Annotated in this window: 9 protein-coding genes; 3 read left to right on the forward strand and 6 right to left on the reverse strand. The window is 71.5% G+C overall.

Translation table 11 applies throughout. The features are described 5' to 3' along the window. Positions 1-38 precede the first annotated feature (38 nt). The 5 genes from ACWCHM_RS15570 to ACWCHM_RS15590 all read right to left on the reverse strand — a co-directional run bounded on the left by ACWCHM_RS15570 (position 39) and on the right by ACWCHM_RS15590 (position 6,605). Positions 39-746 carry an alpha/beta fold hydrolase gene (locus ACWCHM_RS15570; protein WP_204960868.1) on the reverse strand — a complete coding sequence of 236 codons (708 nt, stop codon included), beginning with the start codon at positions 744-746 and terminating at the stop codon, positions 39-41. Positions 747-876: 130 nt separating this feature from the next. Continuing rightward, on the reverse strand, positions 877-1,701 hold the full coding sequence (locus ACWCHM_RS15575) for an AfsR/SARP family transcriptional regulator (RefSeq protein ID WP_421488699.1): 825 nt from the start codon (positions 1,699-1,701) through the stop codon (positions 877-879). A 109-nt stretch (positions 1,702-1,810) separates the two neighbouring features. Continuing rightward, the gene (locus ACWCHM_RS15580) at positions 1,811-2,647 is read right to left on the reverse strand and encodes an alpha/beta fold hydrolase (RefSeq protein ID WP_454222888.1); all 837 of its coding nucleotides are present in this window, start codon (positions 2,645-2,647) and stop codon (positions 1,811-1,813) included. Positions 2,648-2,750: 103 nt separating this feature from the next. Next, on the reverse strand, positions 2,751-3,452 hold the full coding sequence (locus ACWCHM_RS15585) for an alpha/beta fold hydrolase (RefSeq protein WP_204960866.1): 702 nt from the start codon (positions 3,450-3,452) through the stop codon (positions 2,751-2,753). A 276-nt stretch (positions 3,453-3,728) separates the two neighbouring features. Beyond that, positions 3,729-6,605: an AfsR/SARP family transcriptional regulator gene (locus tag ACWCHM_RS15590; RefSeq protein ID WP_454222889.1), complete on the reverse strand. Its 2,877-nt coding sequence runs from the start codon at positions 6,603-6,605 to the stop codon at positions 3,729-3,731. On the opposite strand from ACWCHM_RS15590, the gene ACWCHM_RS15595 reads away from it, so the two are divergent. Continuing rightward, complete coding sequence (locus ACWCHM_RS15595) at positions 6,584-9,445, forward strand: AAA family ATPase (RefSeq protein WP_454222890.1); 2,862 nt, start codon at positions 6,584-6,586, stop codon at positions 9,443-9,445. The two genes, ACWCHM_RS15590 and ACWCHM_RS15595, sit on opposite strands and share 22 nt — an antisense overlap. A gap of 89 nt (positions 9,446-9,534) precedes the next feature. Next, positions 9,535-10,047 carry a sigma-70 family RNA polymerase sigma factor gene (locus ACWCHM_RS15600; protein WP_281898588.1) on the forward strand — a complete coding sequence of 171 codons (513 nt, stop codon included), beginning with the start codon at positions 9,535-9,537 and terminating at the stop codon, positions 10,045-10,047. Positions 10,048-10,067: 20 nt separating this feature from the next. On the opposite strand, the gene ACWCHM_RS15605 is transcribed toward ACWCHM_RS15600, so the two are convergent. Then, entirely contained in the window at positions 10,068-11,114 is a 1,047-nt protein-coding gene (locus ACWCHM_RS15605) for an alpha/beta fold hydrolase (RefSeq protein ID WP_454222891.1), read from the reverse strand. Between ACWCHM_RS15605 and ACWCHM_RS15610 the strand changes: the two genes are divergently transcribed. Further along, positions 11,091-12,068, forward strand: coding sequence for a helix-turn-helix transcriptional regulator (locus ACWCHM_RS15610; protein WP_454222892.1), 978 nt, complete (start codon positions 11,091-11,093; stop codon positions 12,066-12,068). The genes ACWCHM_RS15605 and ACWCHM_RS15610 overlap by 24 nt on opposite strands. Positions 12,069-12,089 lie beyond the last annotated feature (21 nt).

The raw sequence follows: 12,089 nt of genomic DNA on the forward strand, positions 1-12,089 counted from the left end.
CCGGGGTGAGCCGGCCCCGGATCAGTGGTGCTCGGGGGTCAACGAACGCCGGCGGCGGCGCTGCGCGCGGCGCTGACGATCACGTCGGAAACGACACCGGGCTGGGTCGCGAACAATGCGTGACTGGCCGACACGTTGGTGACCTCCGCGTTGATCCGCTTGGCCATGTGCTGCAGCATCGCCTGGTCGAACGCCTTGTCCTCGGTGGCGATGACGGCCCAGCTCGGCTTGTCACGCCAGGCGGCGTTCGTCACCACCGCCGAGAACACCGCCATGTTGACGGGCACCTGCGAGTCGCGCAGGAACGCGGCGTCGGCGTCGCTGGCGTCCGCCGCGAACCCGGCCCTGAACGTGTCGGGATTGAGGTAGCCGTATCCCTGCACGACGTCGATCACGAATTCCGGAGTCGGGGCGAAACCCTCGTACTGCTGGGCGGAGGTCTCGCCGGCGTCGGGCACCAGTGCCGACACGTAGACCAGCCCGGCGACGTTCGGGTGCACTCCCGCCTCGGTGATGACCGTGCCGCCCCAGGAGTGACCGACGAGAATCGTCGGACCGTCCTGTCGGTCGAGCACCCGCACGGTCGCCGCGACATCGTCCTCCAGCGAGGTGAGCGGGTTCTGGACGATGGTGACCCGGAATCCCCGGGATGTCAGGTTGTCGTACACGCCGCGCCAGCCCGAACCATCGGCGAACGCGCCGTGCACGAGTACGACGTTGCGGATCTCTCGATCGGTGGTGCTCATGGCATTCTTCCCTTCGTTGCCGCGCCGGTCGTTCCCGGGCGGAGTCTCGGTGCCCCGACGGCCACCGTCGGTGCTGTGCGCGGTGCATGCAGGCCCGGGTGCGCCGCCTTCCTGGCCTCGTCGTCCTCGTTCAGGTGGACCAACTCCCGCTTCCCGTGGCCACGGATCCAGCCGTGTCCCGCCGCAGCACCTGCTGGTAGGCCTCGCGGAACTCCCCGCCCGGATCCACCCCCAGTTCGTCGGCGAGCCGGTGCCGGACGGTGTGGAACAGCGCGATCGCCTCGGCCTGCTGGCCACCGGCGGACAACGCGAGCAGCAGTTGGGATTGCAGTGCCTCGTCCCACGGGCGGTGCTCCGCCACGCGCCGCAGCACGGGCAGGACGGATCGGGCCCGGTCCAGGCGCAACGCCAATCTGGTGGCCTCGCGGGCCAGGTCGGCGCACTCGTGGTCCACGGCGTCGAACGCCAGGTGGTCGTTCGCACCGAGCTGCGCGGCCCCACCACACGGGCCACGCCACAGCCCGAGGGCCTCCTCGTAGGCCGACGCGGCCTCCACGAACCGGCCGGCGCCCTCGGCCGACCGGGCCCGTCCGGCCAGCGCGCGTAGTCTCAACAGGTCCAGGTCGTCGGGGTCGACCTGCATCCGGTACCCGCCGGCGTCGCCCCGCAGCCACCGTCCGGCGGATCTCGCCGCAAGGCCGGGCTCGAACAGACGTCGTAGCGCACCCACGTACCGGTGCACGACGTTCACGGCGCTCTGCGGTGGCTGCCGGCCCCACATGACCTCGAGGATCTCGCCGACCCCGACGGGCTGTCCGGCGTTGACCAGCAGCAGACCGAGGATCAGCCGTTGCTGGCGGGGCCCGAGATCCACCGGTACGCCCCAACGCCAGACCCGTACGGGCCCGAGCACACCGAACCACAGCGGCGTCTCGTCGTCATGGTTGACGGACACGATCCCCACCCTCCTGCGTCCACCGGGAACTGTCGTGAGTCTGTTGATGCCGCCCCGGCCTGAACGGCGGCCGGGGAAGCCGGCATGCCGGGGCGGCTGACGGGGCCGGTCAGCGGGTGGTGGCGCGGGCGGCCTCGTCGATGAGATCTGCCACCGCCTCCGGCTCGGAGACCGTCACGGCGTGCGAGGCGTCGATCTCGACGGTGCGGGACTTGGCCCGCCCGGCCATGAACCGCATCGACTCGGCCGGGATCGCCAGGTCCTGCCGGGTCACCAGGAACCACGAGCGGATCGACCTCCACGCCGTCCTCGTGGCCGGCTCGTCGAGCGCCGCGCTCGTGATCGGCCGCTGGGTGGCCGCCATCAGATCGGTCACCTGCCGCGGCACGTCAGCGGCGAACACCCGACGGAACTGGTCCTGCTCGATGTAGAGGTCAGTGCCCGCCCCGGCGCCCGCAATGGTCACCGGCACGCTCACCAGCGCCGGACCCAGCTGCCCGCCCGGATACTTCGCGGCCAGCCCCGAGGTGCTCTCCCCGCGGTCCGGGGCGAAGCTGGCGATGTAGACCAGCGCCCTGACATCCCGGTCCCCGTCGGCGGCCTCGCTGATCACCGAACCGCCGTAGGAGTGACCGGCCAGCACGACCGGCCCCTGGACGCTGTCCAGCACGCTGCGCAGGTACTCGGCGTCTGAGTGCAGCCCCCGCAACGGGTTCGCCGCGGCGACCACCGGATAGCCGTCCCGCTTGAGGTCCCTGACCACGGCGTTCCAGCTCGACGAGTCGGCGAACGCGCCGTGCACCAGCACCACCGTGGGCTTGACCCACGGACGGTGTCCCGGCACCGCGTGCGCGGATCCGGCGACGAGCGCGGCGGTCAGGACACCCGCGACGGCGGCTGCCCCGCCGAGCAGCGGCCTCGACATCCGGAGGAAGGGGAGGTTCATGGGATCGTCCTTTCGATTTCGCAACGGACCGACCGCACCGGGTCGTCCGTCGGGGGCAGGTCGGGTGGCGACGGGCGTCGTCGCTTCGCAGGCTGGCGCGGCGTCAGACCGCGGCCGCGGCGCGGAGGATGACGTCGGCAACCGCCTGCGGCTGCGACGCCGGCAGGGCGTGGGACGCGCCGGCCACCTCGACCGACTCGCGCGCGTTGGCACGCCCGGCCATGAAGCGGAACGTTCCCCGCGGGATGGTCAGGTCCTGCTCCGGAAAGACGAACCAGGACGGGACCGTCTTCCAGGCCGGCTCGCCGGACGCCTCGGCGAGGGCTCTGCTGTTCAACGGCCGCTGGGTCGCCACGGCGAGATCGGCCTGGTCGAAGGGCAGGTCCGCGGCGAAGAACTCGTGGTAGCAGTCCGGCCGGACGTAGAGGTCGGCGGTGCCGTCGGCCAGCGGCACCTCGTAGAGGTGGGGACTGAGGGTGGCACCGGGGAACCTGCCGGTCAGGTCCGGCACGGTCTCACCCCGGTCCGGAGCCAGGGCGGCGACGTAGACGAGGGCCTTGACGTTGTCGTTGCCGACGGCGGCACCGGAGACGACGGCACCGCCGTACGAGTGACCGACCAGCACGATCGGACCCGCTATCGTGCCGAGCAGGCTGGACACGGCGGCGGCGTCCGCGGTCGGACCGCGCAGCGGATTTCCGGCCGCGACGGTGCGGTGACCGGCGGCCTGAAGCCGGCGGATGACGCCGTTCCAGATGGCGGACTCCGCGAAGGCCCCATGGACCAGGACGACTGTGGGTTTCATGTGCGCGCTGCTTTCGATGTTCGAGGCGATCTGACGGCGGGCCGCCGGTGAACCCAGAGTCGCCTCCCGCACGGCGCACCGAATCAGTCATTCGCCTGCGGTCAGGCGCGGTCGGTCGCGCCGCTCGGGGCAGAAGCTGGCCCTGAATATCCGAATCACCCTGGTTTCGGGGTCGGTACCGGCCATCGCCCCACGACTTCGGAGCACGGGGCGGTCGAGGCCGGCGGACGTCCCGGTTAGGTCATTCGACGGATGGGCCGGCAGCCGCCCGCCCCGCTACGCCCGCGCGTCGTCGGTGCGGTGGCCCAGCTTCGCCAGGCGACGCCGGATCCCGGCCTCCTGGTCCGGGTCCGCGTCGTCGGCCACGACGAGAGCCGCCAGCCAGGCCGTCCGCGCGGCGGACCGGTCGCCCATCGCATAGGCGGTGTCCCCGAGGCCCAGCTTCGCCCGGACCATCCGCACGCGATGGTTGATGGCGGTGGCCAGCTCGTCGGCCGCGGTCCAGTCCGCCAGCGACTCGGCGTACCGTCGCTCGCGGAGATACAGGTTGGCCCGCCGGAGATGGCACTCGCTGCGCCGGCCGTCGTGGTCGAGCTGCTCGCTCATGGCGAGAGCACGCCCGATGGTCTCGAAACTCGACGTACGCTCGCCCAGTTCGTACTGGGTGTCGGCGAGCCGGCAGAGCACATCCAGTTGCGTCATCTGCTCCCCGAGCGACTCCGCGATGCGCAGCGCCCGGTGATGGCAGGCGACAGAGCGGTCGTAATCGCCGACCGCGAAGCTCACCTCGCCGATGTTGCGCAGCGTCAGCGCTTCCCGGGACGCGTTGCCCAGCTCGGTGAAGATCACGAGGGCACGTTCGAGCAGGTCCAGCGCAGACGCGCTGTCGCCGAGGTAGAAACGGGCACCGGCCAGACTGCGCAGCATCTCCGCCGCTCCGGCCGAGTCGCCGGCGTCGACAGCGGCGTCCAGGCACTCGCCTACGACGGTCGCCCACTCCTGCCACCAGCCGGCCCGCTGGTAGTACCCCTGCACCGTGAGCTCCAGCTGCCAGGCGTCGTACACCCGGCCGCTGTCGTTCGCCTGACGCATGACGGCCTTGAGCACCTCGCGTTCGGCGGCGAACCAGTCGGCAGCCGCCCTGTCGGTGTCCGGGCTCTCGACGACCACCCCGTCGTGGATCGCGGGCGGATCCGCGTCGATCTCGGGGTTGATGTGACGATTGGCCGCGTAGGCCGCCTGCCGGTAGTACCCGAGCAACCGGTCCACGGCCGCGTCCCGCTCCGCGACGGTGTCGGTGTCGAGCAACAGCTCCCGCGCGTACGCGGCGATCAGGTCGTGGGAACCGTAGCGACCGGGCTGGCGTTCCGTGACCAGCCTGCTGCGCACCAGTTCGCCGAACACGCTGCGGGCGGTGCGCGCGGGCAGGCCGCCCAGGCTCGCCGCTGCCGGGAGCGTGACGTCCGGTCCCGGATGCAGTGCCAGCAGCCGGAAGAGGCGGGCCGCCGAAGCAGTGAGCCCACGGTAGGACCAGGAGAAGATGGCGCGCAGGTCGGTGTCCGGATCGTCGACGCCGAACCCGTCGAGGCTGCCCCGGGTGTCGTGCAGCTCACGGGCCACGGCCGGTAGCCCACAGCCGGGGCGGGCCAGGGTCCGGGCCGCCACCACGGCGAGGGCCAGCGGAAGGCCTCCACACAGGCTGACGATGTCGTCCAACGCCTGCCGGTCCGCCGCAGCACGTACGGGCCCGAGGCGTGCGACCAGCAGGTCACGTGCCTCGTCGTTCGGCAGAACGTCGAGCGTGAACATGTCAGCCCCGTGTGTCGCGGCGAGACCGGCCAGGCGGTACCGGCTCGTGATCAGGACAAGGCTTCCCGGGGCACCGGGGAGCAGCGGCCGGACCTGTTCGGCGTCGCGGGCGTTGTCCAGCACGATGAGCACCCGGCGCTCCGCCAGGAGACTGCGGTAGAGCCCGGACCGGGCCAGGTCGTTCGCCGGGATGTCCGGGCCACGAACGCCGAGCGCGTGCAGAAACGCCTGCAGCACGTCTCCCGGCGCCAACGCGGCGTCCGGGTCCAGTCCCCTGAGGTCCGCGTAGAGCTGACCGTCGGGGAACTCGTCGGCCACCCGGTAGGCGAGGTGGGTCGCCAGGGTGGTCTTTCCGACACCGGGGATGCCCTCGATGACCACGATCCGCAGCGCACCGGCCGCGGCACGGCCGTGGATCAGCGCACCTGCCCGGCGCAGGCTCGCCTGCCGGCCGGCGAAGTGGGGCAGGTCGGGCGGGAGCTGGGCCGCAACGACGAAAGGGCTGCCCGCCGTCGGGCCCTCGTCGCGTAGCGGATCCGCCGAGGGCCCGGTGCTGCCCGCAGCGCCGCGTCGCAGCACCTGCCGGTATGCCTCCTGGAGCTCACGGCCCGGATCGATCCCGAGGTCACCGGAGAGCCGGCCGCGGAGTTCCTGGTACCGGGCCACCGCCTCGGCCTGTTGCCCGGCCGCGGACAATGCCAGCAACAGTCTGGCCTGCACGGCCTCGTCCAGCGGACGCTGCGTGGCGACACGCCGCAGCATGGGCAGCACCACACGTGCCGTTGCGGTGCGCAGTGCCAGATCGGTGGCCTCGCCCACCAGGTCGGCGTACTCGTTGTCGACCGCCTCGAAATCGACGACCGGACGGCTGATCAGATCCGGTGCGCCGGCGCGCGGCCCACGCGACAGCTCCAGCGCCCGGACGTAGGCCGCCAACGCCTCGGCGGGGTCGTCGGTCGTGCGCGCCCGTCGTACCAGGTCGCGGAGCCGCAGCAGGTCCAGCCCGGACGCGTCGACCAGCATGCGGTAGCCGGCCGGGTCGCCCACCAGCCAACGACCGGACGCGCGGGGTCGCAGGCCGGGTTCGAACAGTCGCCGGAGGCTGCCCAGGTGCAGGTGCACGATGTTCACGGCGCTGCGGGGTGGCCGCTCGTCCCACAACAGCGTGACGAAATCCGTGATGCCGACCGGGCGGCCGGCCCGCGCCAGGAGCAGCGCCAGGATCAGCCGCTGCTGGCGCGGGCCCGGATCGAGTTCCACTCCGTCACGCCACACCTGCACCGGGCCCAGCACGGCGAAGCGTACCGGCGGACCCTCGGCCGGTGTGCCGGGTGCCGTCAGCATGGCGAGCGGTCGACGATCACGGCTCCCAGCTTAGAGTCCGTCCGGCGGGGGCAGCTGAACCCGCGCGGTGCGAACGCGTAGTGCCAGTTGTGACGGCATCCCGCGAACTGTTGTTCGGACGCGACGTGGAACTGGCGCGTATCGGTCGTTTCCTGGAGTCCGTGCGGCACGACGGGAACGTGCGGATGGTCCGGGGCGAACCCGGTGTCGGCAAGTCGGCGCTGCTCGCCGCCGCGGCGGACATGGCCGAGGCCGCCGACTTTCGGGTGTTGCGCGGGTCCGGTTCCGAGTTCGAGGCGGACGTCAGTTACTCGTTGCTCAACCAACTGTTACTGCCGCTGTACGGCGAGATACAGCGGCTGCCGCCGGCGCTGCGCGACGCGCTCACCGTGGCGCTCGGCTTCGGCCCCGGCCCGGCACCCGCGGCACTGCTGGTCTGCAACGCCGCCCTGTCCCTGCTCACCACCGTGGCCAGGAAGGCGCCCGTGCTGCTGATCGTGGACGACGTACAGTGGGCCGACCGGTCCAGCGCGGTGGTGCTCGGCTTCATCACCCGACGGGTTCCGAGATCATCCGTCGGGGTCATCGCCGCCCGGAGAACCGGCACCGAGAGCTTCCTCGACCACCGCGGCCTCACCGGGGTCACCGTCGAGCCCCTGAGCACCGAGGCGTCGGCCCGACTGGTGGATGTCCGCTTCCCCACCATGACGGCGCGCGCCCGGCAACGCCTGCTCGACCTCGCCCAGGGCAACCCCCTGGCCCTGGTCGAACTGCCGGCCACCCTGGCCGGTCCCACATATCCCGCGAACGTCTCGGACGTGGTGCCCCTCAGCGACCGGTTGCAGGCCAGCTTCGCCCACCGCATCGCCGGCCTGCCCGACGCCACCCGCCTGCTGCTGCTGCTCGCCACGTTCGAAGGCAGCGGCGACGTGCGCACCCTGCGCGGCATGACCGACCTCACCGCGCTGGCACCGGCCGAACGAGCCCAACTGGTACGGGTCGACGACACGACCGGTCGCCTCACCTTCCGGCACCCCCTCATCCAGTCGACGATCGTCGCGATGTCCACGCACGAGGAGCGCCGCCGGGCGCACCTGGGCATCGCCGAGGCCCTGCCGGGAGATCTGGAACGTCGGAGCTGGCATCTCGCCGCGGCCACCGCCGGGCCGGACGAGGCGGTCGCGGCGGAACTCGAACGCGCCTCCCACCGAGTCCTGCAACGGGGTGACGCCCTGGCCGCCATCGCTGCCCTGGTGCGCGCGGCGGACCTCAGCGGCACCCGGGAGGATGCCGCACGACGGCTCGCGGAGGCGGCGTACATCGGCGCGGAGGCCGGCGGCTCGGGGGACGCCACCACCCTGCTCGCCCGGTCCCGGGAGATGAGCGTCGACGCGGCCGGCACCCTGCACGCGGCCGGCGCTGCGGCCCTCTTGATGATCAATGGTGACGGTGACGTGCACACCGCCCACCGCCTTCTCGCCGGTGCGATCGAGACGGGCGCGCACGGCTGGCGCGCGGACGACCCCGCACTCGACGAGGCCATGCACACGCTGCTGTTGCTGTCCTGGTACGCCGGCAGTCCCGATCATTGGGCCACCTTCCACCGGCTCCTGGGCCTGCTCCGGCCGGGCCCCGGCGACCTCCTGTCGGTGATGAGCAGGACCTTCCCCGATCCGGTACGCACCGGCGCCGCGGCGCTGCCCGACCTCCAGGCGCTGATCACCACGTTGCCCGAGGAGGCGGACCTGACCCGGGTCATGCGGATCGGCACCGCCTCGATCTATCTCGACCGGCTGGGCGAGAACCGCGAGTACTCGTGGCGGCTCGTGCGACAGGGGCGGGAGGGAGGGGCGCCACGGCGGCAGTTGTCCGCGATGATGCATCTCTGCCTGGACGGCTTCCTCACCGGCCGGTGGGACGAGTCCGAAGCCCTGGCCGTCGAAGCGCAGCAGGTCTGCGGCGACAGCGGCCTCACCTTCCTGAGGTGGTACTTCCTCTACACCCGGGCGATCGTCGCGGCCGGCCGCGGCCGGTCCGACGAAGCGTACGAGTTGGCCGACGAGATCACCCACTGGGCGCTGCCGCGCGGGGTCGCCGGAGCCGCAGCCATCGCCCACCACCCGCGTGCGCTGGCCGCCGCCGCGACGGGCGATTTCGAGTCGGCCTTCCGGCACGCTGCCGCGTCCAGTCCCGCCGGCGTCCTCGCCGCGAACGTACCGAACTGCACGTGGGTGATGTTCGACCTGGTCGAAGCCGCGTTGCGCACCGGACGTGCGGCCGAGGCCCGGGCACACGCCGACGCCATGCGGGAGGCGGACGTGGCCGCCCTGTCCTCCCGCATGAGGCTGCTTCAATACGGCGTCGACGCGCTCGTGCTCGACAGCGACGACGCCGGCACACGGCTCGAACAGACCCTGGACGACCCAGCCTCCGAGCGCTGGCTGTTCGAGGCGTCGCGGATCCGGCTCGCCTTCGCCGAGAAGCTGCGCCGCCGACGGAACCTCTCGGCCGCCCGCACCCATCTGCTCGCCGCACGCAGCGGTTTCGCCGCGATGGGCGCCGACCCGTGGCTGGTCCGCGCCACCGCGGAGCTGCGGGCCACCGGCTACCAGCCCGTCGTCGCCGAGCAACCGGCTGCGGGCCTCACCGGCCAGGAGCTCGAAATCGCCGGCCTGGCCGCCAGCGGCCTGACCAACAAACAGATCGCCGAGCGACTCTACATTTCGCACCGCACGGTCGGCGCACACCTTTACCGAATTTTCCCGAAGCTGGGCGTCTCGGCACGGGCTGGGCTGCGTGACGCCCTTTCGGCCCAATCGGCAGAGCTTTCGAACGACTGATTGAGCGCTAATTAACTGGCAATGGAGTAGGAATTTACCGGCGGCCCCCTACGCTCTCGGCACCGCGCTGGACAACGAGGGGAAATACGATGCCGACAACCACCGCCGTCGACGCCCACATGCGGGAACTCCACCGCGACAACGGCGGCGCGCTGTTGCACTACCTCCGGCGGCTGACGCCACCGGGCTCTCCCTGCACCGCCGAGGATCTGCTACAGGAGACGATGCTGAGGGCCTGGCGCAGCCGGGAGCGGCTCCCCGCAGGCGGGGAGCCGCAGCGGCGCTGGCTGTTCACCGTCGCCCGACACCTCGCGGTCGACGCGTACCGCAAACGGCAGCGGCGGCCGGTCGAGGTCGACCTCGCCGAGTTGGACCTGCCCCCCTCGCCCCACGCCACGGCGGACACGGCGGTCGCCGCGCTCACCCTGCGACGCGCCATCGGCGAACTCGGCGATGCACACCGGTCGGTCCTGCTGCAGCTGTACGTCAGAGGACTCTCCGTCGACGAGGTGGCCACCCTGCTCGACATTCCTGCCGGCACCGTCAAATCGCGCGCCCACTACGCCGTACGGCATCTGCGCAACGCACTGACGGGCAGTTGAAGAACGCGAAGCGGCACCGCCTAAGGCGTGCTGCTGCGCTGGTCCAGCCACGTCAGAATCACCTCGGTCGTCTCCTGCGGCTTTTCCTGCTGGATCCAGTGACCGCAATCCAGACTGACCACGTCCACGTTCGGCACGAAAGTCGTCAGCCTTTCCGCCCTCGCGACCGGGTCGCGATCGCCGTAAATCATGAGGGCGGGCTGTCGGATGACAGGGTCCACGTCCGCCAGCAACCGCCAGTTGCGGTCCAGGTTCCGGTACCAGTTGATTCCGCCCGTGAAGCCTGTCGACGCGAAGGCGGAGACGAAGACGGCCAGTTCGCTGTCACTCATCACGGGCTCCCCCGGTGGGGTTTCCATCCGGGCGAGGTTGATCAGCGCGTTGCCCGGCTGCGGCGCTACGGGAGGCAGGTTCTTCCGGTACAGGTTCCGCAGGAACCGGAACGGGTTCTCCGCGAACACGGCGTCCGCGACGCCCGGCTGCCGGTTGAAGTGCACGAAGTAGAAGTCGCCCCCGAGCCCGGCCTCCATGGCCTCGATCCACGGCGTTTCTCCACGTTCCTGGTAGGGCACGCTCAGCGCCACCACGCCGTTGACCCGGTCCGGGTGCAGCAGGGCCAGACCCCAGACGACGAACGCGCCCCAGTCGTGGCCGACGAAGGTGGCATCCTCGTAGCCGTAGTGATCGAGCAGGGCGACGAGGTCACCCGACAGGTGCGTGATGTCGTAGGCCGTCACGTCGGCGGGACGGGACGAATTGCCGTAGCCCCGCTGGTTCGGGACGATGACGTGGTAGCCCGCCGCAGCGAGGGCCGGCACCTGGTTGCGCCAGGAGAAGGCGTGCTCCGGCCAGCCGTGACAAAGCACGACGGGGTTCCCCGCGTTCTGCCGGCCGGCTTCGAAGACTTCGAGTTCCACACCGTTGACGGCAACGCGGGTGGGCTCGGGAAATTCGATTGTCATGCCGGCATCCTGGCGACCGATACCGGTCACCTCCTGACCGGTTTCCGTGGCAGGGTTGTCCGGGTGCGAGCCGACCGGTTGGTGGCGATCCTCCTTCTGCTGCAACAGCGCGAACAGGTGACCGCGGCGGAGGTCGCCCGGGAGTTGGAGGTCTCCGAACGCACCGCCCGCCGTGACCTCGACGCCCTGGGTATGGCCGGCGTGCCGGTGTACTCCGTGCAGGGTCGGGGCGGCGGCTGGCGGCTCGTGGGTGGCGCCCGCACCGACCTGTCCGGGTTGACCGCGGGTGAGGCCCGCGCCCTGTTCCTGGTCGCCGGTCCGGCCTCGGCCGTCACGCCGACGGTGAAAGCGGCCCTACGCAAGCTCGTCCACGCCCTGCCGGAGCCGTTGCGGGCGCAGGCCGAAACGGCGTCGTCGTCGCTCGTCACGGACCCGCATCGATGGGGGTCGAGCCGGGTCGAGCCCCGACCGCCGCGCTTCCTCGACGAACTCCAGGATGCGGTGATCCGCGGCGTTCAGGTCCGGCTCGGCTACGTCGACCGCGACGGCACCGCCACCGGACGGACCGTCCACCCGCTGGGCGTCGTCGCCAAGGGCCCGTCGTGGTATCTCGTCGCCGGCACGGAGGCCGGCCGGCGGACCTTCCGGATCGACCGCGTGTCGTCCGTCGGCCCGACCGCCGATCCCGTTCACCGGCCCGGGGACTTCGACCTTGCCCGCAGTTGGCGCGAGATCGCCGACGAGGTCGAACGCAGGCGAACACCCGTCGAGGCGTACGCGAGGTGCGCGCCCCACGGGATCGGCGTGCTCCGGCTGGGGTTCGGCACCCGGCTCGACGTGGGAGGTGCCACGACCGACGGCCGCGTCGAGGTCGTGATCCGGGGCAACGACGAACGCAAACTCGCCGGTGAGCTTGCCGGGCTGGTCGACTACCTGGAGGTGACCGGCCCGGCGGGGGTGCTGGACCACCTGGCCGCGATCGGCACCGTGCTCGTCGAGCGGTACGGCCCGGAACGCCAGAACGACCATCGAGTTCGTCGGAACCCCCGACGACGCTGACGGCCTCCGGCTGCCCGCTCG

The sequence above is a fragment of the Micromonospora sp. SCSIO 07396 genome (genome assembly GCF_053667945.1).

Excerpts from the sequence above, each read along its gene's own strand:
- ACWCHM_RS15590 (WP_454222889.1), bottom strand. The coding sequence starts at position 6,605 with ATGCTGACGGCACCCGGCACACCGGCCGAGGGTCCGCCGGTACGCTTC.
- ACWCHM_RS15600 (WP_281898588.1), top strand. The coding sequence starts at position 9,535 with ATGCCGACAACCACCGCCGTCGACGCCCACATGCGGGAACTCCACCGC.
- ACWCHM_RS15580 (WP_454222888.1), bottom strand. The coding sequence starts at position 2,647 with ATGAACCTCCCCTTCCTCCGGATGTCGAGGCCGCTGCTCGGCGGGGCA.
- ACWCHM_RS15585 (WP_204960866.1), bottom strand. The coding sequence starts at position 3,452 with ATGAAACCCACAGTCGTCCTGGTCCATGGGGCCTTCGCGGAGTCCGCC.
- ACWCHM_RS15570 (WP_204960868.1), bottom strand. The coding sequence starts at position 746 with ATGAGCACCACCGATCGAGAGATCCGCAACGTCGTACTCGTGCACGGC.